General features: G+C 32.1%; 20 protein-coding genes and 1 tRNA gene. 6 read left to right on the top strand and 15 right to left on the bottom strand.

Features of this window, described 5'->3' with window-relative positions:
• Positions 1–21: 21 nt before the first annotated feature.
• From FG167_RS05520 to FG167_RS05505, 4 genes are all read right to left on the bottom strand, one after another.
• A complete protein-coding gene (locus tag FG167_RS05520) occupies positions 22–1,002 on the bottom strand; it encodes a DUF4837 family protein (protein ID WP_203460417.1) in 981 nt (326 codons plus the stop codon).
• Between the two features lie 23 nt (positions 1,003–1,025).
• Positions 1,026–2,615 (bottom strand): LysM peptidoglycan-binding domain-containing protein, encoded by a 1,590-nt coding sequence (locus FG167_RS05515; RefSeq protein ID WP_203460416.1) that lies wholly within the window; start codon positions 2,613–2,615, stop codon positions 1,026–1,028.
• 85 nt (positions 2,616–2,700) lie between these two features.
• Positions 2,701–3,888, bottom strand: a complete 1,188-nt coding sequence (pgk, locus tag FG167_RS05510) for a phosphoglycerate kinase (RefSeq protein WP_203460415.1) — start codon at positions 3,886–3,888, stop codon at positions 2,701–2,703.
• Positions 3,889–3,990: 102 nt separating this feature from the next.
• Positions 3,991–5,196, bottom strand: a complete 1,206-nt coding sequence (locus FG167_RS05505; RefSeq protein ID WP_203460414.1) for a DUF3344 domain-containing protein — start codon at positions 5,194–5,196, stop codon at positions 3,991–3,993.
• Between the two features lie 182 nt (positions 5,197–5,378).
• Between FG167_RS05505 and FG167_RS05500 the strand changes: the two genes are divergently transcribed.
• Complete coding sequence (locus tag FG167_RS05500) at positions 5,379–6,536, top strand: DNA polymerase III subunit delta' (protein WP_203460413.1); 1,158 nt, start codon at positions 5,379–5,381, stop codon at positions 6,534–6,536.
• Positions 6,537–6,568: 32 nt separating this feature from the next.
• On the opposite strand, the gene FG167_RS05495 is transcribed toward FG167_RS05500, so the two are convergent.
• From FG167_RS05495 to FG167_RS05470, 6 genes are all read right to left on the bottom strand, one after another.
• A complete protein-coding gene (locus tag FG167_RS05495) occupies positions 6,569–7,078 on the bottom strand; it encodes an OmpH family outer membrane protein (protein WP_203460412.1) in 510 nt (169 codons plus the stop codon).
• Between the two features lie 208 nt (positions 7,079–7,286).
• On the bottom strand, positions 7,287–8,138 hold the full coding sequence (locus tag FG167_RS05490) for a bifunctional 2-polyprenyl-6-hydroxyphenol methylase/3-demethylubiquinol 3-O-methyltransferase UbiG (RefSeq protein WP_203460411.1): 852 nt from the start codon (positions 8,136–8,138) through the stop codon (positions 7,287–7,289).
• A gap of 75 nt (positions 8,139–8,213) precedes the next feature.
• Positions 8,214–8,702, bottom strand: a complete 489-nt coding sequence (locus FG167_RS05485; RefSeq protein ID WP_203460410.1) for a hypothetical protein — start codon at positions 8,700–8,702, stop codon at positions 8,214–8,216.
• A 73-nt stretch (positions 8,703–8,775) separates the two neighbouring features.
• Positions 8,776–10,647 carry a tRNA uridine-5-carboxymethylaminomethyl(34) synthesis enzyme MnmG gene (mnmG, locus tag FG167_RS05480; protein WP_203460409.1) on the bottom strand — a complete coding sequence of 624 codons (1,872 nt, stop codon included), beginning with the start codon at positions 10,645–10,647 and terminating at the stop codon, positions 8,776–8,778.
• 117 nt (positions 10,648–10,764) lie between these two features.
• Positions 10,765–11,181 (bottom strand): rRNA maturation RNase YbeY, encoded by a 417-nt coding sequence (ybeY, locus tag FG167_RS05475; protein WP_203460408.1) that lies wholly within the window; start codon positions 11,179–11,181, stop codon positions 10,765–10,767.
• On the bottom strand, positions 11,174–14,599 hold the full coding sequence (locus tag FG167_RS05470; RefSeq protein ID WP_203460407.1) for a DUF4175 family protein: 3,426 nt from the start codon (positions 14,597–14,599) through the stop codon (positions 11,174–11,176). Before FG167_RS05470 ends, ybeY begins: the two co-directional genes overlap by 8 nt.
• A gap of 200 nt (positions 14,600–14,799) precedes the next feature.
• On the opposite strand from FG167_RS05470, the gene gltX reads away from it, so the two are divergent.
• Positions 14,800–16,308, top strand: coding sequence for a glutamate--tRNA ligase (gltX, locus tag FG167_RS05465; protein WP_203460406.1), 1,509 nt, complete (start codon positions 14,800–14,802; stop codon positions 16,306–16,308).
• 96 nt (positions 16,309–16,404) lie between these two features.
• Here the strand turns inward: gltX and FG167_RS05460 are convergent, their stop codons facing one another.
• On the bottom strand, positions 16,405–17,091 hold the full coding sequence (locus FG167_RS05460; protein WP_203460405.1) for a hypothetical protein: 687 nt from the start codon (positions 17,089–17,091) through the stop codon (positions 16,405–16,407).
• Positions 17,092–17,166: 75 nt separating this feature from the next.
• Here FG167_RS05460 and FG167_RS05455 point away from each other — a divergent pair, with 75 nt between their 5' ends.
• Positions 17,167–18,096, top strand: coding sequence for an SPFH domain-containing protein (locus FG167_RS05455; protein ID WP_203460404.1), 930 nt, complete (start codon positions 17,167–17,169; stop codon positions 18,094–18,096).
• 30 nt (positions 18,097–18,126) lie between these two features.
• Here the strand turns inward: FG167_RS05455 and FG167_RS05450 are convergent, their stop codons facing one another.
• The 4 genes from FG167_RS05450 to FG167_RS05435 form a co-directional block, all read right to left on the bottom strand.
• Positions 18,127–18,351 (bottom strand): hypothetical protein, encoded by a 225-nt coding sequence (locus FG167_RS05450; protein WP_203460403.1) that lies wholly within the window; start codon positions 18,349–18,351, stop codon positions 18,127–18,129.
• 78 nt (positions 18,352–18,429) lie between these two features.
• A complete protein-coding gene (locus FG167_RS05445; RefSeq protein ID WP_203460402.1) occupies positions 18,430–19,587 on the bottom strand; it encodes a GNAT family N-acetyltransferase in 1,158 nt (385 codons plus the stop codon).
• Positions 19,588–19,654: 67 nt separating this feature from the next.
• Positions 19,655–20,140, bottom strand: coding sequence for a DUF1761 domain-containing protein (locus FG167_RS05440; RefSeq protein ID WP_203460401.1), 486 nt, complete (start codon positions 20,138–20,140; stop codon positions 19,655–19,657).
• 83 nt (positions 20,141–20,223) lie between these two features.
• Positions 20,224–22,230 carry a glutamine--tRNA ligase/YqeY domain fusion protein gene (locus tag FG167_RS05435; RefSeq protein WP_203460400.1) on the bottom strand — a complete coding sequence of 669 codons (2,007 nt, stop codon included), beginning with the start codon at positions 22,228–22,230 and terminating at the stop codon, positions 20,224–20,226.
• Positions 22,231–22,358: 128 nt separating this feature from the next.
• On the opposite strand from FG167_RS05435, the gene FG167_RS05430 reads away from it, so the two are divergent.
• The 3 genes from FG167_RS05430 to FG167_RS05420 all read left to right on the top strand — a co-directional run bounded on the left by FG167_RS05430 (position 22,359) and on the right by FG167_RS05420 (position 23,150).
• Positions 22,359–22,568: a zinc ribbon domain-containing protein gene (locus FG167_RS05430; protein ID WP_203460399.1), complete on the top strand. Its 210-nt coding sequence runs from the start codon at positions 22,359–22,361 to the stop codon at positions 22,566–22,568.
• 64 nt (positions 22,569–22,632) lie between these two features.
• A complete protein-coding gene (gene folB / locus FG167_RS05425; RefSeq protein WP_203460398.1) occupies positions 22,633–22,995 on the top strand; it encodes a dihydroneopterin aldolase in 363 nt (120 codons plus the stop codon).
• 84 nt (positions 22,996–23,079) lie between these two features.
• Positions 23,080–23,150, top strand: a tRNA-Cys gene (locus FG167_RS05420).
• Positions 23,151–23,250: the final 100 nt, after the last annotated feature.

Below are 23,250 nucleotides of genomic sequence, written 5' to 3'. Positions count from 1 at the left end.
TGTTTTTATATTTAATTACATCTACTCCATTTTAATAGACTTAACAATAGCTTCTAACTCAAACATGTAATCCCGTTTTGCAACAGAAGGAGCAAAAGCAAAGCCTTCTAAAACCACATAGCGTTGGTTTACTTTATCGTCTATCATATAATTTACAAATGGTCCAGACATAAATGCATTTTCCATATCCCAAATCCCTTTTGTTTCTATAGTTGGTTTGTTATCTATTATTGTTTCTGAAAGAAATGGCGCATACGCATCTTCGGTTACCATATAGGCATCATCTGTTGGTCCAGGAATGTAAATTTTATTAATAGAATCTCTGATTTTAATAATCTGATTTATCAAACTATCATTTTTCTTAATAGCACTATATGGCAATGTGTATAACATTAAATTAGTTGTTCCTGTATTAATATCTTTTCTAATCCAAAACACATTATTTTCTTCTTTTGCTATTCTATATGCGGTAGGAAAATTTATAGAGAACCCTAATTTTTCTTTAATACTATTGTTTTTATTTAAAGATAAATTTATTCTTCGTTGCTTTTCTTTTAATTCTTCTCCTTTAAAAGCAGCAACTATTTTAGCAGCATTATCTTTAATTTGTTTTATAATATCTGCGTTTGTTTTTCCGGTAATTAAAACTACTTTTTGAGGTTTAGCAAACACGTCACTCGCAATTTTAACAGCAGCTTCTTCGGACCCTTTTTCAATTTTTAAAACCGTTCTGTTTTTGGTTACAAAGCCAGAAAATACTTGTGGTGGTATTTGTGCCATTGTAAAAATGGGCTCGTCTTGTGGTAAACCATAAATTGGAGCTGCAAGCACATCTCTAATAGATTCTCCTACTTTACCTTCCCAAAGTTCGTTATCTACAACAACAGAAATATTATTAAGTGTTCCCGAAGATGCTGAAACAATTCTTTTGTTTGATTTTTCGTCATCATTACAAGATGTAAACAATAGCATTACCATTGCAATACAAAGAAAATTACGCATAATTGTTAGTTTTTATAGAAGTATTAGCCTTTAGATACTATAAGCTTCATTCCTGGTTTTAAATTGTTACCACTAATATCGTTCCAATCTCTAATATTTTGAACGGTAATTTCTGGAAATTTTTGAGAAATACTCCAAAGAGAGTCTCCACTTTTAACGGTATATGTTTTAGCGTTAGGAGAAACAACAGTTTTAGACTTCTTTTTAGAAGTGCTTTGTGTTGTTGCTGCCGTATTTCTTGGGTAAATAGTTAAGCGTTGCCCTATTTTAAGATTATTGCTTCGTAAGCCGTTCCATTGTTTTAACTGACTAACACGAACACCAAATTTTCTTGCAATTTTTCCTAGGTAATCCCCACTTCTTACGCTGTACCTTATTTTACTTTCCGAATTAAATAATTGAGGTAATGGTTTTTCTCGTTTATCCATTTCAGCTTTAGCCGAAGCATAGAAAGCTTCTTCATTATTCACAAAGGCACCAACCACATCTCTTGGTAATCTTAACGTATAATTTTTTCCTTTTACAACCGGAATAATATCTAGTTTATACGAAGGATTTAAAAACTGTAATTTCTCAATTTGCACTCCTGTTGCCTCACCAACTTGGTCTAGCGTAATCATGTGTTTCACATGCACCGTATCTGTTTCTATATATTGAAACTCTGGTTTTACAGGTTTAAAACCATGTTCTTCAGCAAATTCAAAAATATACATGGTTGCTAAAAATGCAGGAACATAACCCGCTGTTTCACGTGGAAGATTATGACGAATATTCCAATAATTTTCATAACCACCAGAGCGTCTTATTGCTTTACTTACGTTTCCTGGACCAGAATTATATGCTGCAAGCGCAAGATCCCAATCTCCAAAAATCTCATAAAGTTTAGCTAGATATTTAGAAGCTGCTTCAGTCGATTTTATTGGATCGCTACGTTCATCTACATAAGAACTTACATCTAATCCATATTGTTTTCCTGTTGCAAACATAAATTGCCACAAACCTGTTGCACCAACTCTAGATCGTGCTCTTGGTTTTAATGCCGATTCTACAATGGCTAGATATTTCATTTCTAACGGAATATTGTAATTATCTAATTCGCGCTCAAACATTGGAAAATAATAGTGACCAAGTCCCATTAGTTTTTCAAATGATTTTCTTCTATGCTTTAAAAAAGATTTTATTACACTTTCCAACGAAGTGTTATATTCTACATTAAAAGGTGTTCTTGCGTTTAACTCTGCAAGTCTAGATTTTAATAGTTCTGTAGACAGTTCCGGATAATCAACATCTTTATAATCTAAGGTTTCAACGGTTTTATAAATAGTATCAAACAGCGAATTGCTGTATAATTCTTGAAGCCATTTTTCATCAATTTCGGCAGCGTGAGCATTGTCTAACAACTCTTTTTCAAGATCTAGTTGCTCTACTACTTTAATTTCTTTTTTATATAAAGCTTGCCCATCAATTATAGTGTCTATAATATAATTTTTTCCTGCCTCTAGTTGTTGTTCTGTAAGTGGTGGATTCTCTACGGCAACTTGTAAACTGTCCTGAGCCTGTATGGCAGCAAAACTTAAAAAAGAAATAAAGAAAAATAGTTTTTGTAATTGCATAATAATGTGATTAGCGTCTTCTTTAAACGTATAAGATACTAATTTCGTGTTTTTATTAAAAAAGTTAGGTTGTTATTTGCTTAAACTATTCTAAAATAGCCGCAATTCCTGGAAGTGTTTTACCTTCTAAGCTTTCTAACATTGCTCCTCCACCAGTACTTACGTAGCTCACTTTCTTTTCAAAACCAAACTGTTTTACTGCTGCTACAGAATCTCCACCACCAACTAATGAAAATGCACCATTTTTAGTTGCTTCTGCAATAGAATTTCCTAAAGCAATGGTTCCGCTAGCAAAATTTTCCATTTCAAAAACACCTAAGGGGCCATTCCAAAGTATGGTTTTACATTGTAAAACGACATCATTAAAAATTTCTCTCGATTTTGGTCCGCAATCTAAACCTTGCCAACCATCAGGTATTTTATTGATATCGCAAACTTGCGTATCTGCATCGTTGCTAAAAGCGTTAGCTGCCACCACGTCTACAGGAATATGAATTTGAACCCCTTTTTCTTTTGCTAGTTTTAAAATTTCTAAAGCTAGTGGCATTTTATCGTCTTCACAAATAGAATCTCCTACTTGTCCGCCTTGCGCTTTAACAAAAGTGAAGCTCATTCCTCCACCAATTATTAAATGATCTACTTTATCTAAAATATTTTCTATAATGGTAATTTTTGAAGACACTTTTGCTCCACCTAAAATAGCAAGAACAGGTTTTTCTCCTGTTTCCATCACTTTTTTAATGCTTTCTATTTCTTTTGCTAATAAAAACCCAAAACATTTTCTTCCTGGAAAAAATTGAGCAATAACGGTTGTTGAAGCATGCGCACGATGGGCTGTACCAAAAGCATCATTCACATAAATGTCTCCTAGTCTAGAAAGTTTTTCTGCAAAGTCTTTATCTCCTGCAGTTTCTTCTTCATGAAAACGTAAATTTTCTAATAACAGAATTTCACCTGGTTTTAAGTTTTTTGCTGCCTCTTCTGCCTCTTTACCAACACAATCGGAAACAAATATAGTTTCAACTCCTATTATTTCTTCAATTTTATTTGCAATATGACGTAAAGAAAATTCGTCTTGAACACCTTTTGGCCTTCCCAAATGCGTCATTAAAATACAGCTTCCACCATCTTCTAAAACTTTGATAATTGTTGGTTTTGCAGAACGTATTCTGGTAGCATCTGTTACTTGAAATTTTTCGTTTAATGGTACATTAAAATCTACTCTAATTAATGCTTTTTTGTCTTTAAAATTGAAGTCGTTAAGTGTTTTCATTTCTGTTATATATAAAAATTACGCATATTATTTTAAACGCTAAAGGTCTTCAAAATAAATAATATGCGCAATTTTATTATTGCTATTAGTGTTTTAAGTGGTTTACTCTTCATCTTCCATATTACCAACAACAGGTTTTGCTTCTTTTAAAACATCTACAGCAGCCAATAAGTCATTGTTTTCTAGATAACATGTTTCACTAATATCTGTCTTAAAGGCAGTAAAAAACATATAAAATCGATCTGCTTTTGTAAAGACTTTAAAATCTAATTCGTTCTGATTGTTAGCTAATAAACTATTGTTTGCATTTGGTATGTTTAATGTAACTAAATCAAATCCTAAGGTATTTTCACTTTTTGGAAGCCTCGCTGTTACATATTCTTCATTACTCGTAATTTTACTATTAAAGAAATTGGTTTCTGGTCGTAACTCAGAACTCATCGTAATAAACCGATCCTCTTTCTTGCTAAAAATAGAACATTTATCTGTTTTTAGTTTTGCATCTCCTTCAATTGCAGCCATGGTAATACTAGCATTAATTTCACCAAATGCTGTGGTATTGAAATTATTAAAATGCATATCTAAGGGTTTCTTATTTAATAACGATAAGCCATGATATGTTCTTATGTATTTAGGAGTAACATCTTCTTGTTCATAGACCACATACAAAACCCAACCAGCAGAACTTCCTCCTGTAATTACTCCCTCTGTTGCTCTTACATTTGCAACCGTATAATTACCATTTGTAGTATTATTTTGCAGTATAGAAGTGACATCTGCGTAACAAACATAAGGCGAATTTGCAGCAAAGAATTTTTTATCATGACCATCAAAAACTACTTCTCCTTTTATGCTTTTGTATTCTTGATTTGGAGTTTTAAATTTTATAACATTAAAAGTGGTATCTCTTTCTCCTTTTCCTTTAATCAACATTTTATTGTTCACCACTTTGTATTGCCCTTTTTGAAAACCATAGGTTGCACTCCAATATAAAGCCGCAAATTTTACCTTTTTAGCATTTTGAGGTAATTGTAATGCAGCAGCACTGGAACTAAATGTAGCATTATCCCCATCAATATCTACATATTTCATCTCTACTCGATCATTAATCAAGCCAATTTCATTATAGTCTTTTTGGGCGTGTTCACTCAAAATATTATTACCAATAACAATAGCATCTCCTTGAATATAAAATTCTTTTTGCGTGCTTAAGGGACTTTCTTGAATAGGTTCTAATGTTTCTAACTTTTGTGCATTTGTAGAAAACACAATAAGTACAGCAAGGCTATATTTAAGTAGGTTTTTCATTTTAGGTAGGCATTTGGGATTACAAACATAAGATTTAAAAAGCACTTAATCTATGTTTTATGCTTTTAGTCGTTGTTTTGATCCATTTTCGGAAACGTATTCCATATATAGTGTCACCATTTTCTTTAAAATTCAAGTTTGGTTTTGCGTTTATTTTTACGGATAAAAACTATATTTGCCTTATGCTTTTTAGTGATATTTTAGGACAAGAACATATAAAAAACCATTTAACACAAAGTGTTGATAACGGTAGAATTGCACATGCCCAATTGTTTGTAGGCCCAGAAGGGTCTGGTACTTTACCAATGGCAATTGCTTATGCACAATACGTTTTATGTGGTAATACCAATAAGGAAAACACAGGTGGAAATGCCGCTTGTAACCTTAAATTTAATAACGTTTCGCATCCGGATCTTCATTTTGCTTTTCCTGTTACCACAAGTGATAAAGTAAAAAGCAAACCGGTTTCTAGTTATTACTTAGAAGAATGGAGACAATTATTAAAAGAGCAACCTTATGGTAATCTGTTTGATTGGTACAAACTACTTGGTGTAGATAATAAACAAGGGCAAATTGGTGTAGAAGAGGCACTACAAGTGGTAAAATCTCTTGCATTAAAATCTTATGAAGGTGGTTATAAAATCATGATCATTTGGATGGCAGAAAAAATGAATACTGCTGCTGCCAACAAGCTTTTAAAACTGATTGAAGAACCACCAAGCAAGACTATTTTTATTCTTATAGCTGAAGATGAAGAGCAAATAATTAACACCATTAAATCACGTTGTCAGATTTTACACTTTCCTCCTTTGGCTGAAAATGATGTAAAAAAAGGACTAATACAACAATATAATTTAGAAGATTCTGTAGCCACAAAAATTGCGCATCAAGCAAACGGGAACTATAACAAAGCTTGCGATTTAGTCTATCAAGATAGTGAAGATATACAATTTGAAACTTGGTTTATTTTCTGGATTAGAAGTGCTTTTAAAGCAAAGGGAAACAAAGCAGCCATTCATGATTTAATTTCTTGGAGTGAAGACATAGCCAAAACAGGAAGAGAAACTCAAAAACAATTTCTTCAGTTTTGTATTGACTTTTTCAGACAAGCATTACTATTAAATTATAACGCCAAAGAACTAGTATATTTTGAGCCTAAAACCGAAAAATTCAAACTAGAAAACTTTGCTCCTTTTATACATGGCAACAATATTTTAGAAATATCTAATGAGCTACAAGATGCCATTTACCATATAGAGCGTAACGGGAATTCTAAAATTATCCTTACCGATTTATCTATAAAACTAACCAGGTTATTGCATAAAAAAAGCCAAGCGTAAGCTTGACTTTTAAAACAATAATTAGTGTTATCTTATTTTGTATACGAAGCATTTAATGCTTCCGTTACTACTTTCGTAATATCGTTAGCTTCACTACCATACATTACACTTCCTGCTTCATTTTTCCCTAGAATATATGTGTAACCATTTTTCTTTCCGTAATCTGTTACAAATTCTTGAACTTTAACAAGAGCAGAATCAATTTCTACTTGAAATTCTTGTTGCATGGTTTGTTGTTGCATTTGCACTTGTCTTTGTAAACCTTGTTGCTTTTGCATTAACTGTTGGTATTTTTCTTGCTGCTTACTTTGAGACATTTTTGCTGCTGCAAGTTCAAAAGCTTTTGCTTCTATTTGAAAACCGCTAGCTAAACTATCTGTATTCTTTTTAAAAGCTTCATCTTTAATTTTATATTTTGCTTCAATGTCTTTTTTACCTTGATATTCATTTATCAATTCTCCATTATCTATAAAAGCAATTTTTTGTTGCTCACAAGAAGTAAAAACTAAAACGGTTACAAGTGCTAAAATTATTTTTTTCATTTTTCGATATTTATTTTAAATCTTCGCAAATGTAAAAAAAGGAAAGGAAATTACTTGTATAAAATATTTTTATACAAATTATCAATATAATAATAAAAACTTATCAAAACCAACCTCAAATAAGACGATTTAAGCGGTTTTTGTAAAAAACAGGTGTTTCTTATCGTTTTCAAATCCAAAAATCGATTAACGCTGTTTAAAATGGAAATTAACTGTTTTTAATCACATAAATTAAGGAAGAATACTCTCCGGAACGCTTTCCTTTTATATTAGAAAGAAATCCGAACCAAAAAGCTTTCACCGGATTCATAAATCCAGATTTGTATTTTTCAGAAAGTAAGCTTACATAATACGCATCAAATTTCATAGGAAGCGTTTTTACCACCTTCATGTTTTCTTTAGCAAAAAGTTTAGAAATAGATTCTTGATTAAAATGCCAAAGATGTCTTGGCACATCTAAAGCAGCCCAAAAGTCTTTATAATGGTTTGCATCATAACTTTTATAATTAGGTACCGCAATAATTAAAGTGCCGTTTTCTTTTAATAAGCTTTTAAAAACCGAAACCTGATCTTCTAAGTTTGGCAAATGTTCTAACACATGCCAAAGCGTAATAACATCAAAACTATGCTTTTTAAATTCTTGTAATTGCGCTGTAGTATAAACCGCATTATTCGTTTTTCTATTTGCAATATCTCTTGCTTCTGGGTTTGGTTCTATTCCAGAAACCTGCCAATTATTTTGTTGTGCTACTTGTAAAAAATCTCCTGTACCACAACCAATATCTAAAAGATTTTTTTCTGTAGCGGAAAATGAATTAATAAGTTTTAATTTTCGTTTTAAAGAAATACTTCTAACCACATGATATACTTTTTCAAGTATGTTTCTTTTAGAATCTGTGTGCGAAATATAATCTTCGGTTTTATAATATTCAGAAAGTTTATCTGCTTTTGGCTGCGGAGTCGTTTCTAAAAAACCATACGTTTTGTTTTCTATTAATTCGAATGCTTCACCAGAAACAGAATGATCTTTTACTTTTAAAGGCATGTTATTTTCTTTCATTTGGAATACATACGGAAACAAGTTCCTTCGGAGAAATAAATATATTTTTGTAGATTATTTTAATTTTCAAAAATATCAATACGTGTTAAAACCCATTCGGATATCGTCTAAATATTTTGCAACAATATATCTGTAAAAGGAATCTGTACTTAATGCATCTTCTCCATTTTCATCATTTACTACCATATAAATAAACTCTTTCTTTTTACCTTTCTTTACTAATTCTGGGTCTTTTTTTTCAAAAATAATATCCGTAAAGTCTAAATATTGATTTGTTTCTTGCTTACTTAAAACACGAATTGTAAATGGCACATCTTCTATTTCTACAATAAAATTGGATGGAGAAAATCCAGGAGTATCTTTAAAACGTTCTTCCAAATATCTATCAAAAACACGTTTGTTTTTATAAATTTGAAAACTAAAAACATTTTGTTTTTTAAAATTTTTACCTGCCTTTTTATTTCCTTCTATGATATGATAACCGTTTATATCTTGAACCGATTTAATAGGAATACAAGACACAAACAAAACAATAAATAGAACTACTAATACCTGTAATTTCATCGCTTATTTTTAAAATAATTTACTTCAGAATTTAATCTAAAAACAAAACTGTTCCACGTGGAACAGTTTAAATTTATCTTCCCATATACACTAACAAAACAGAAATATCACTTGGAGATACACCACTTATTCTGGATGCTTGAGATATGGTTACGGGTTGTATTTTCTTTAATTTTTCACGAGCTTCTAAACTCATAGATTGCAATTTAGAATAATCAAAACCACTAGGTATTTTTATATTCTCTAACCTATTTAACTTATCGGCATTCTGTTTTTCCTTCGCTATATAACCAGCATATTTGACTTGAATTTCTGCTTGCTGAATAACCTCTTCATCTAAATTATGCTCTTGAATATATCCTTCTACAGATTCCATTTTACGCATATCATCGATAGTAATATTTGGTCTAGCAAATAACTTATGCATCTTTCCTTGTTGCTTAATTGGAGCAGAATCTTTAGCTTCTAAAACCGGATTTGCCTCACTAGTAGTTACACTGGTATCTTTAAAAAATTGAACAAATTTATCGGAAGCACTAAACTTCTCCTCCATTCTAATCAATCGTTTTTCACTCGCTAAACCTAATGCATGTCCTTTAGGTGTTAAACGAATATCTGCATTATCTTGTCTTAATAGCGTTCTATATTCTGCACGAGAAGTAAACATTCTATATGGTTCTTCTGTACCTTTTGTAATCAAATCATCTATTAAAACGCCGATATACGCTTCATCTCTTTGTAAGGTAAAAGGATCTTTTTCACTCACTTTTAAACTTGCATTTATTCCTGCCATTAAACCTTGAGAAGCCGCTTCTTCATATCCTGTGGTTCCATTAATTTGGCCAGCAAAATACAAACCAGAAACTAACTTAGTTTCTAAAGTATGCTTTAATTGTGTTGGCGGAAAATAATCATATTCGATAGCATAACCTGGTCTAAAAAACTTCACGTTTTCAAAACCAACTACAGAACGTAATGCTTTAAATTGAACATCTTCTGGCAACGAAGTAGAGAATCCATTTATATAATATTCAACCGTATTCCATCCTTCTGGTTCTACAAAAAGTTGGTGTCTATCTTTATCTGCAAAACGATTTATCTTATCTTCAATCGACGGACAATATCTTGGTCCGAGACTTTGAATTCTACCATTAAACATTGGTGAACGATCAAAGCCTTCACGAAGTAAATCATGCACCTTTTCACTTGTGTAAGACATGTGACAAGAACGCTGTTTTGTCAACGGTTTTGTACTATCTAAATACGAGAACTTTTCCGGATTTACATCTCCAGGCTGTTCTACCATTTTAGAAAAATCTAAAGATCGACCATCCACTCTTGGAGGTGTTCCTGTTTTCATTCTTCCCGATTCAAAACCTAAAGTAATAAGCTGTTCTGTAATTCCAGTCGCTGCTCTTTCTCCTGCTCTTCCTCCTCCAAAATTCTTATCTCCAATATGGATTAATCCATTTAAAAAAGTTCCGTTAGTTAAGACCACAGACTTTCCTCTTACTTCTACACCAAGCGAAGTTTTTACACCTACTACTTTATGGTTTTCTACAATTAAACTAGAAACCATTTCTTGATAGAAATCTAAGTTCTTGGTTCCTTCTAACATTAATCGCCAGTCTTCTGCAAAACGCATTCTATCGCTTTGCACTCTAGGACTCCACATTGCAGGTCCTTTAGATTTGTTCAGCATTTTAAACTGGATGGCAGACGTATCACTTACAATACCACTATATCCACCAAGCGCATCTATTTCTCGAACAATTTGTCCTTTAGCAATTCCTCCCATAGCAGGATTACAAGACATCTGCGCAATGTTCTGTAGGTTCATGGTAATAAGCAATGTTTTGCTTCCCATGTTTGCTGCTGCTGCTGCTGCTTCACTTCCTGCGTGACCAGCTCCAACAACGATAACATCATATACTTCGTTAAACATCTAATTATAACTTTAAATATGTTTTTGTTTTGTTTTCTTGATAAGGAAAACAGATTGTTCCACGTGGAACACTTTTAATTTTTAATTCAAAAAACTTGCAAAGATACATCGAAAACCCTAATCTTCTACTAATTGTTTTATGTAGAAATTTTCCTTTTCACGCATTAACTTCGCTTCCGATTCACTCTTATCTTTATAACCACAATAATGTAAAATTCCATGTACCAGTACCCGCTGTAATTCTTCCGTAAAGGTTACCTCAAAATCTTTCGCATTATCTATTACTCTTTCCACAGAAATAAAAATATCACCTTGTAGCGTTTTTCCCATAGAGTAATCGAAACTTAAAATATCGGTTAATGTATCATGATTTAGAAATTCTACATTTAATTTATGTAGATATGCATCATCACAAAACACATAATTTATTTCGTCTTCTGTACAACCTTCAGAAACAATTACACCAGATATCCATTTAGTTAATTGTTCTTCGTTGTCTAATTTAAAATCGTTCTCGTAATTAAAACTAATCATTGCTTTGCTTAAAGTATTCTTGTACTTTCTTTTTATAAATTGGTTGCAAAGGTAAGCTTTGTCTATTTAATATTTCTGTAGTGTTAAAATATTGTTTTACTGTAGGTATTTGGTTGTTCGTTTTATTCTCAAATTGTCTTTGATTGGATTCCGATTCTCTCTTTTCTTCCTCACCTTGTTGAAAAGTAGCTTCTTCCAATTTAAGTAATTGATGTTTTAAATTCATCATTTTCTCCATGGTCTGATTAGTAAAACCTTTATTCAAAAGATCCATTTCAATCTCTTCCATTTGTTTCACCAAATTACTACCAATAGCACTTTTTCCATCCTTAGCTAACCTATCTTGTAATGCTTGTCTTATTTGTTGTTGCTGTTGGTAGATTTTATATAACTCGCCATTTAATTCTTCGCTGTCACCTTCTCCTTCTCCATCACCTTCTCCTTCTCCGGATTTCCCTTCACCTTCTCCGTTTTCACCAGATTTACCTTCACCGTTTTCTTTACCTTTATCTCCCTCTTTACCCTTTCCTTCTTCCCCTTCTTTACCTTTCTCACCTTTACCCATCTTGCCTTCCATTTCTTTAGCAAGTTGTTCTTGACTTTTAATAATATCTGGTAGTCCGCCTTCTCCACCTTCTCCAGCTCCTGGTTTTGGTTTTCCCTTACCACCTTGACCTTGACCACTCATCTGCATCTGCATATTATCTAAAGAATTACTTAGAAAATCGGCTAAATTATTGGCAGAAGTTATGGTGTATTGCTGACTAGAAACCCCTTTATCTATTTGATTTTCAGATAATACCGTTAAAGACTTATCCATATTATAGAAAACATCGACGATTTCTTTATTTACTTTTTCTGAAATTTTTGGTTGACGAAGCGATAACGCAAACAAACTATCATCAATATGCGAAAAATGCTCTCTTAAGTCATGTTGTTTACGCAAATACGAAGCATATTTATTATGATTAATCTCTATGCTTTCAAACTGATTCATTAGCTTTTCTTGGTCGAAAGAAAAAAGCAATAAGTTATCCAAAATCTGACGAAGCATTTCTGCATCTTCTGCCATTTGTTCTCCTCCTGAAGCAGACATTGCAGCTTGCATTTGTTCACTCATTTGTTTCATTTTCTGAGCTGCTTGCTTTTGTTTTTGCTGTGCCTTTTTCTGACTATCTTGTTTTTGACCCTCTTCCTGACTTTGTTCTTTTTCTTCTAATTTATCGGAAGCTTCTTGCTGATCTTCTTTTACATTCTCTTCTTCATTTTTATTTCTATCTATTTCTTCCGGACGTTTTAATTCTTGATTTTCTTTTTCTAAGGCGTCCATTTCTTCTTGAAACTTTTCAAACTCCTTGTTAATTTCGTCTTGTTTTTCTTTGGTATTATTTTCTGGAGTTTCTTCCGATAGCTTTTCTTGCTTCTCTGCAAGTTTTGCTAATTCCTGTTGCAACTCTTCTAACTTTTTACCTATGTAATATTTTTTGGTAAGTTCTAATAATTGTTCTAAACTTCGTTCTTGCTTTTTATTTTGCTTTGCAAGCTTTTCTAATTTATCACTTAACTCCTCTTTATCTAATTTGTCAATTTTTTCTTTCAATTTCTCTAACTCGTCCAGCAGTTTCTCATCTTTTTTAAGCTGCTCTTCATTTTCTTCTAAACGCTTCTTTAAATCGTCTTTAAATGGGTCATCACTCTTTTCTTTCTGAAATTCCTCTAAATTCTCCTTCAGCTTTTTATTAAAGCTTTTCATCATATCTTCTTGTTCCTTTTGGCGCTTTAGGAAATTATTTAATTTTCGTTTATCATTAAAATTTAATTCTCTTTTTTCTTTTTGCGTTTTAGAAAGTTCTTGTAACTCTTTTTCGCGTTCTTCAAATTTTTCTAAAGATTTGTTTAAATCTTGAATCGTTTCCTTTTGATCTTGCAATTGCTTTTCCTCTTCTTCGTCTTTGGTTAATTTTCTATAAAAGAAGATTTCACTTTTGGTACGTTTATATTTATGAATGGCATCATTATCAAAAACCTGAAAATATAACTCATAACTTATACCTTCCGTAATCTCTAAATCATTTGGAAAAGCACTAAAAAAGTCTGCTACATTCGATTTATTAATAGGAATATTAACCACGGTTTGTTCCGTATCTTTTTCCGAAGGATAATACACCAACTGCAATTTATTTAATCCGTAATCATCACTAACTTGTCCGTAGAAATAAAGACTCTGATTATCTAAGCTATCCACTTGCATTTTAATGTTTAACTCTGGATATTCGTCTTTAATTACATCTATGTTAAATTCTAAATTTTCGTAATCCTTAAGCTTCGCATTACTTGTAGTTAGATTGTATTTTAAATCATTATAAACACGTTTAGACGCCTCAAAAATACCAGGTTTACTAGTGTTAAACTCCAAAGTATCTTTCGCATACAAACGTACTTGCTCTGTAGCTTTCGTATTTAATTTCCAGGTAATATTCGTTCCTTGTGGTACTACAGCATTTCCAGTACTTTTAAGGATTTCATCTCGTTTTTTGGTATGACTAGGATAATCTAAAATCATATCAAAACTCAATAAAGTTGGAGCAGCAATAACCTGAAGTGTATACGGTTTTGACGTTACGGAATTTGCCGAAAGTTGAAAAGTAATATTCTCCTTTGGCTTTGGTAAAACGTATTCAAAACTACCAACTGCTTTTTGCTGTAAAAAATAGGTTTCATTATTATAGGTGATTTGTACATTTTCTGGCTGTACCTCTCCTGCTGTTTTTACAAACAGTTTAAAGTCCTTATTTTCTGTGGCTTGTAAATTGTCATTTACAACAAAAAACTGAAAAGGTGCTGGTGGTTCATAGGCAGTTTTGTAATTCACTACACGTTCATAACTATCACTAAACCAGTTTAAATGTCCGGAAACCGAAGCTAAGAGTAAAATTAAAACAGGAATTGCAGCGTATTTTAAATACTTGGTGTTCTTTTTAAAATTTACAGCAAGTTTAAACGGAATGGGTTGCAACGTTTCCGATTTCTGTTCGATGCTTGCAAGAAGTAATTCCGATTGATCTGTAGTTTGTTTTAACTGAAGCACATTAAGTAACTTGTCATTTACTTCCGGAAAATGGGTACCAATAATTTTCGATGCATCTTGATAATCAATCCCTTTTTGAAGCTTTAATAGCTTGGCTAATGGAAGCGCAATAAATTTAGCAAACAAAACACCTTCCACCACAACAAAAAGCCAAAACAAAACCGTTCTACCTATAGAACTTAGCCATAAAAAATGTTCAATAAGTAAGGTTAGTAAGAAATAAAGTAAGCCAATACTAAAAAATAGTATGGTTCCTTTTATAAGTTCATTAGTGTAGTATTTTCTAATAAACGCTTCAAGTTTTGCTTGTATGTTTTTAAAGTTGCTCAATATAATACTATAGATTTCAGCCTTTTTTAGAAGGCTTTTTTACGAATTTATCTTCGTGAAAGCAAAGATAGTCTAGCTTAAAGTACTAAACTACAATTTTATTTTAAAGAGTATTTATAATTATGTGTTAATTGTATCTTTGCACTCGAGTTCCCGAAACTAGTTTGGGATTACCGTTTTAATTGATTTTTATATTCACAATGACCAAAAACGTTAGAGTGCGTTTTGCACCAAGTCCGACAGGACCTTTACATATAGGAGGAGTTCGTACTGCTTTATTCAACTATTTATTTGCTAAAAAACACAACGGAACTTTTGTGTTACGTATTGAAGATACCGACCAAAACCGTTATGTAGAAGGTGCTGAAAAATATATAGTAGACGCCTTAAACTGGTGTAATATTCCTTTTGATGAAGGACCAGGAAAGAATGAAAAATTTGGACCATACAGACAAAGTGAACGTAAGCATTTATACAAACAATATGCAGAACAGTTAATTGCTTCTGGCAATGCCTATTATGCTTTTGATACTGCGGAAGCTTTAGATGCGGCTAGAAAAGAACACGAAGCAAATAAGGAAACCTTTATCTATAATTGGCACAACCGTTTGCAACTAAATAATTCTTTATCGCTTAGCGCGGAAGAAACACAAACCAAGTTAGATGCTGGTGATGCTTATGTAATTCGTTTTAAATCCCCACAAAACGAAACATTACATCTTACCGATATTATTAGAGGAAATGTAACCATTGACACGAACGTATTAGACGATAAGGTTTTGTTTAAAAGTGATGGTATGCCAACCTATCATTTAGCGAATATTGTAGACGACCATTTAATGGAAATCACACATGTTATTCGTGGAGAAGAATGGTTACCAAGTTTAGCATTACACTACCAATTATACAAAGCTTTTGGATGGGAATCTCCAGAATTTGCCCATTTACCGCTTATTTTAAAACCAACAGGAAAAGGAAAATTAAGCAAGCGTGATGGTGATAAATTAGGATTTCCAGTGTTTCCATTAGAATGGAAATCTCCAGAAGGAGAAATTTCTAGAGGATATAAAGAAGATGGTTATTTTGCAAATGCCATGGTTAACTTTCTTGCCTTTTTAGGATGGAATCCAGGAACAGAACAAGAGATTTTTAAGCTAGATGAATTGGTTGCTGCTTTCGATTTAGATCGCGTAAATAAATCTGGAGCACGTTTTGATCCAGACAAAATAAAATGGTTTAATCACCATTATATGCAAGAGCAAGATAACGATGACTTAGCTTTAGCTTTTCAACAAAAACACAAAGAATTAAAAGATATCGATGTTAATTATATTGCTATGGTTGTTGGTTTAATAAAAGAACGAGCAACTTTTGTAAATGACTTTTGGGATTTAAGTGCTTTCTTTTTTGTTAGTCCGAAAACCTACGATGAAAAAGCCTACAAAAAAGCAATGAAAGAAGACACTCGTGAATTAATGAGCGAACTTTCTATGTTAATAAATACGGTGGAAGACTTTGAAGTTGAAAACCTAACCACTACTATTAAAACATGGATTACCAATAAAGAAATTGGTTTTGGTAAAGTAATGATGCCTTTGCGTTTAGCATTGGTTGGTGCATTACAAGGACCTGATGTTTTTGATATTATGTATATGATTGGTAAAAACCAAACGGTAGAAAGAATAGAAAATTTAGCGACTACTATTTAACTATTGACTTACATATAAAATAAAAAAAGCGAGCTTAACGGCTCGCTTTTTTATTTTAAGATTCTGAAACAAATTCAGAATAACAATAAGGTAATTTTATAAGGTAATCATAAGTGTAAAGGCAAGCATAGATTGATTTCCTTTAAACTTACTTTCACTATTTCCTAGCGTATCTAAATCGTTCTTATTTAGTTTTCCTAACATATTAGTAAAGCCATAAATGTATTGTACTTTAATTCTAAAATGGCTAATTCCGGCAGATAAACCAATAGCGCCATCCACGTTAAATTTAGAAATATCACTAATATCTTTTGCTTGTAGATTGGTATAATTACTTATAAAATAATTTTCGTATTTATCATCTTTCAGCTCCAATTCACTATTGTATTGTAACATTGGTCCAACGTCTAGCGTTAAAAAGCTTTCCACAATTTTAATATGTGCTTGTAAAGAAATCTGTGCGGTAAAAAGTTTATAATCGATATATTCTTCCGAAGTAATTAAAGGGATTGGACGTGCAGCAATACCAACAGTGTTTTCAGAAAGTTGAATACTATAACTCATATTATAAAACTTATGTGGTAAATCTACTGTTGCAGATCCTCCTGCAATCCATCCATTACCAGCTTTAGTATCAAAATTATCAGTCATAATATCAAACTGCGTCAGTCCTCCTAGAATTCCTACTCCGTTTTTTATTGGCACTGTTCTATGTTGCGCATAATTAATTGTAACAAAACCTATAGAAAGTGCTACTAATAAGATGTATTGTTTAAATTTCATAATTCTTTGGTGTAGTTTGAACAAATATAGTTTAATTTTAAAGTCATATTATTTTAACCATCAAAAAAACAAATTATGGGAAACTTTCTTTTTATACCAATTCTTTTTTTCGGACTAATCATTTTGATTTCCGCCTTCTTTGTAGTAAAACAACAAACATCCGCAATTATTGAACGCTTTGGTAAATTTCATAAAATAAGTCCGTCTGGATTACACATGAAAATTCCATTAGTAGATAAAATTGCAGGTCGTTTAAGTTTAAAAATTCAACAATTAGATGTTATTGTAGAAACTAAAACGAAAGATGATGTATTTGTTCGTCTAAAAGTATCTGTACAATATCGTGTAATTACTCAAAAAGTATATGATGCTTTTTACAAACTAGATTATCCGCATGATCAAATTACGTCTTATGTATTTGATGTCGTTCGTGCAGAAGTACCAAAAATGATTTTAGATGATGTGTTTTTACGTAAAGATGATGTTGCTATTGCGGTAAAGACAGAACTTAACGATGCGATGCTAGACTATGGTTTTGATATTATTAAAACCTTAGTAACGGATATTGATCCAGATGCGCAAGTAAAAGAAGCAATGAACCGTATTAATGCTGCAGATAGAGAAAAAACTGCTGCACAATATGAAGGAGATGCACAACGTATTTTAATTGTTGAAAAAGCAAAAGCCGAAGCAGAAAGTAAGCGTTTACAAGGACAAGGTATTGCAGACCAACGTCGTGAAATTGCTAGAGGTTTAGAAGAATCTGTAGAAGTGCTTAATAAAGTAGGTATTAACAGTCAAGAAGCATCTGCTTTAATTGTAGTAACACAACATTATGATACGTTACAAGCTATTGGTAGCGAAACAAATAGTAATTTAATTTTATTACCAAATTCGCCACAAGCAGGAAGTAATATGCTAAACGATATGGTTGCTAGTTTTGCAGCAAGTAACGAAATAGGTGAAGCGATGAAAGAAGCGAAACTTAATAAGAAAAACAAGTAAATTAAAATCTTTTACTTTTAATAAAAAACCTCAAGTTAGCTTGAGGTTTTTTTTATGATTTTTATTATATCTTTTTAGAATCTCCTTAAGGCTAATTAAATAATCTTCGAGTGAATTAGCATCCACTTTAGGCTGTTCTAAAGTAGGTATTGTAATAGGGTTTTCATCTAAAAGTACATACAATTCATTATGATTTGCTTTTATATCTAGTAAAATATTTGAAATTTTGACTAATATTTTTTGTGTTTTTTTCATGGCACTTAAATTCTTACAAAAGTTAATGATATATAACTAATAATCAAAGTGTTAATCGTTAAATATTGGTTAAGTTTTTTACTTAAAAGGATGTCGTTCTTGCCATTCTCTAATGGGATTCATATACTTCACAATTAGCTTTAAAACCGTGTTAGCAATAATATTATTGGTATGTTTTAAATACAAATACATCTTGTGTGGTTTTGCACCAATAGAACTTTTAATTTCCATTGCTGTTCTTGCAAACACAATGGTTTCAAAATTGTTTTCAATACCAAAATTAGCCATGTTATATAACATGTTTAAATACATTTGATGTTCGTGTTGCAGCTCTGGCTTATAACCTAAAAAGTAGGTTTCCAACTTCTTGTTATTTAAAATTAAAGAATAAAAACCAACGAGTTCGTTATTTAAAAAATAGCCGAAGATTTTAAAGTCTTCTTTTAAATGTTCCTTTAAACTATAAAAATGATTATTAGCTAGTTTAAAAGAGTTTACTCCTGCATTATCTGATACACACCCATACAGCTCAAAAAGTCTGTTAGCGTGTTTATTTATGTCTTCTAAATCTAATTCTCTTAGTTCTAGAGAAGCACCTTTTTTTCTTGCCCTCTTAAAACGATCTCTATATTTTTTAGTAAATGCAGCAATGTAATCTTCTTTGGTATGCCATTCTTTCGGAATAGCAAATAACATATTGGGTTGTACTTGTACTTTATATAGATTTTCTTTTTTAAAAAAAGCATGGTTTTCATGAATGCTATCGGTTTCAAAATAATCTTTAAAAGCGATGATTCGTATCTTTTTTCGGAATTTCTTTTTTATGATTTTCTGTAATTCTTTAATAGCTTCACTTATCTGATTCAGGTAATCTTCTTCCGAAATTTCTTCCTTTAAAAAAAACAAACCATGTTGTCCGGTATGCATTACGTTTCCAACAATGATTCCATTTCCTCTTACAATTTTTGCAATTGCCTTTTTTGCACAAACTTTAAAAATATTGGTAGATGTTTTCCTAAAGATATCTTCTGCATACATTTCTATACGCTGCAAAATGGCTATTCCAATTAGTTTTTCGGCTTTAAAAATTGCTAAATAATACGAGGTAATGTTACTTGGTGAAGATTGTTCTAATGCTTTTAGAAAAGACGTTTTTAGGAAAATATCTTGTGTTGGTAGGCGGTTCCAGGATTCTGGAAGGTCTTCAATAGTATTAAAAAGTTTAAAGTGTATCAAATAAATAAAATAAAAAAGACTGAAAGTTCTTATTTTCAGTCTTTAAATCTGTTAAATCATTACAAAATTATAATCCACAAATTAATGCTCCCATTACTCCTAGCGTAACAATCCAATACCCTGCGTTTATAAAAATATACTTAGCACTTTTACGCTCAAATAAAGCGATAGTTCCAATTATTGGTAATGCACCAAGAATACCAAACATGGTTCCGTGTAATGCGCCATGTTTAAAGGTTCTAAAAGCGTTTCCGTAGTCGGCCATAAAAGCTTCAAAGGATGGTAAAGCTGTTTCTGGTCTTCCTCCTATCATTCCTATTGCTCCCCATTGATGGTTTGTATAATTCATTAATAATCCAGCCAACATTGCTGCAAAAACTAAAGACAAACCAAATATTTTTAGCATGTTAGCACCTTTCATTTTCTCTTCTGTCATACCAGATTCTCGCATCCAGACGTTACCAAAGACTTTTGGGTTATACCAAATTGCACCAATTACTAAAGCAGCAACAGCGGCTACTGGTATTGACCAAGGGTTAATAAGTTGTTCCATTTTTAATAGTATTAGTTAGTTGTTTTCAATGTACAAAAAAACCTTGGTTATATAACCAAGGTCATTTTATATGTACTTGTTTATTAAAGCTTTGCTGCTTCTGCAACTAACAATTCATTTTTATCTTCTAAAGCTTTTTCAATAAAGTCGTTTATCGCTTCATTTTTCTTTAAACCTTTTTCTAATAAAACACCTAAAGTTAGCATCGCTCCTATTCTAGTACCTGCTTTTTTAACTGCGGTTCCAAAAAGAGGTTCTAATTCTTCATAAGAAACTTCTTTAGCGAGTTCTAGTATTTCTGCTCTAACTTTCGCTTGTTTTTCTTCCGGAAGATTAGTGTATTTTTTTCCAAATTGTTGGATCACACTAATTGCTTTTCGTTGGTTTTGTTGTTGTGGTTTTTGTTGGTTTGGATTGGTGTTTTCTTTTGGCTTTGCTTTTGCCCAAGAATCCCGTAAACCAACCGTTTTATTAAATACTAATTTGCCTTCTGAAGCATCCTCATCTACATTAAAATATCCCAAACGTTGAAACTGAAACTGCTCTCCTACTTTCGCTTCGGCCAAACTTGGTTCTACGAAAGCTTCAATTATTTTTAAAGAATTCGGATTAATAAATTCCATAAAATCTTTACTTTCGTGGCTATCTGGAGCTTCGTCAATAAACAATCTATCGTATTCTCTAACTTCAGCTTGCACCGCATGTTTTACAGAAACCCAATGTAAGGTTCCTTTTACTTTTTTGGTGGTATCTTCCGTATAGGTAGCGTGTATTTCTGTAATGTTTCCATTTCCATCTTTTACAACTTCTTCCGCTTTAATAATGTATGCGTTTTTCAGTCTAACCTCACCTCCTAGTTTTAATCGAAAAAACTTAGTACTAGCTTCTTCTTTAAAGTCTTCTTTTTCAATATAGATTTCATTAGAAAAAGGCACTTTTCGACTTCCTGCAGCAGCATCTTCCGGATTATTTTCTGCTTCCAACCACTCTTCTTTATCTGTTGGATAATTTGTGATTACCACTTTTATAGGATCTAAAACAGCCATAACTCTTGGTGCTGTTTTATTTAAATCTTCACGAATGCAAAATTCTAAAAGCGAAACATCAATAACGTTTTCACGTTTTGCAACGCCTACTTTTTCTATAAACTTACGAATAGAATTTGGTGTATACCCTCTTCTTCGTAAACCAGAAATAGTTGGCATTCTTGGGTCGTTCCAACCAGAAACAACACCTTCTTCTACCAATTTAAGCAGCTTACGCTTACTCATAATGGTATAACTTAAATTTAGGCGTGCAAATTCTCTTTGTTTCGGAATTAAAGGATATTGCTCAGCGCTTAAAGGATATACTTGTTCTTTAAACCAATCGTATAATTTACGGTGTGGTTTAAATTCTAAAGAACATAAGGAATGCGAAACCTGTTCTATATAATCACTTTCCCCATGCGTCCAATCGTACATTGGATAAATACACCAATTGTTTCCTGTTCTGTGGTGATGTGCATGCATAACGCGATACATGATAGGATCACGCATCAACATATTTGGATCTTCCATGTCTATTTTAGCACGAAGAATGTGAGCTCCATTTGGAAATTCACCATCTTTCATACGTTGAAATAAATCTAGATTTTCTGCTACACTTCTATTTCTATACGGACTATTCGTTCCTACTTCTGTTGGTGTTCCTTTTTGAATACGCATTTCTTCAGAAGACTGCGAATCGACATAGGCTTTTCCGTTTTTAATTAACTGCACTGCCCAATCATATAGTTGTTGAAAGTAATCTGACGAATACAATTCATTAGCCCAAGTATAGCCTAACCAAGTAATATCGCGCTTAATAGCATCCACATATTCTTGTTCTTCTTTTGCAGGATTGGTATCATCAAACCTTAGGTTTACAGGTGCATTGTATCTTTCTCCCAAACCAAAACTAATACCAATTGCTTTGGTATGCCCAATGTGCAAATAGCCATTTGGTTCTGGTGGAAAACGAAACCGTAAATCCTCTTTAGACATTCCGTTTTGTAAATCTTCCTCTACAATATGCTCAATAAAATGGAGCGCTTTAGTTTCTTCAGACATAATTATATTACTTTCTAAACTGAAATACAAAACTAGACAAATTTATAGTAACTACATATTTGCACAAGCGTATAAATTTTGTAACTTTTTTAAAGATTATTAGACACATAAATTAAACAATACAAATTATGAAAAACATTAACTATCATTGTCCGAAATGTAATAACGATTCCTATACCGTAGGACAAATGCAAGCTACAGGTGGCACTTTTTCTAAAATTTTTGATGTACAATCGCAAAAATTCACCTCTCTAACTTGTAATAAATGTACGTATACAGAGTTTTACAAAGCAAAAACCAGTGCATTGAGCAATATTTTTGATTTATTTACAAACTAGTTTTTTATATAAAATTCTTTACTAATTTTAGTAGAACTGACTTTGGTTACACTACTTTTGCGCCATGGGAATAATTAAAGTAGAAAACATTCGTGTATTTGCAAATCATGGTTGCTTAACCGAAGAGACAAAAATTGGAAGTGATTATCGCGTAGATATCAAAGTGAAAGCCGATTTACAAAAAAGTGCAAGTACAGATGATTTAAAAGACACTGTAGATTATGTGTTTTTAAATAAAGTAGTTCGTGAAGAAATGGCGATACCTTCGCATTTATTAGAAAGCGTTGCAAAACGTATTTTAAGACGTGTGTTAAAGGAATCTAGATTAGTTAGCATAGCTACAGTTACGGTAAGTAAAATAAACCCTCCAATTGGTGGAGATGTGGAAATGGTAACCATTGAAATTACTGAAAAAAGAAAAAAGTAAAACTAACTAGCGTTAAAAGGGAAATATTTTTATATTTGCCTTCTCGTTAGAAATAATGAGATTCTTATTTAAATAAGAATTTAGGGTGTCGTGGCCGAGCGGCTAGGCAGTGGTCTGCAACACCATCTACAGCGGTTCGAATCCGCTCGACACCTCAAAAGAGTTACTAATTTTAGTAGCTCTTTTTTTGTTTTAAATTTTAGGTAAATTTATAGAAAGATGGTACAGCGGTTCGAATCTTTGATTATAACACCT

Source organism: Lacinutrix sp. WUR7, assembly GCF_016864015.1.
In the GTDB taxonomy this organism is placed as follows: Bacteria; Bacteroidota; Bacteroidia; order Flavobacteriales; family Flavobacteriaceae; genus Oceanihabitans.
Note: the sequence above shows the minus strand (reverse complement) of the source record. Positions and strands in the feature narration are given on the sequence as shown.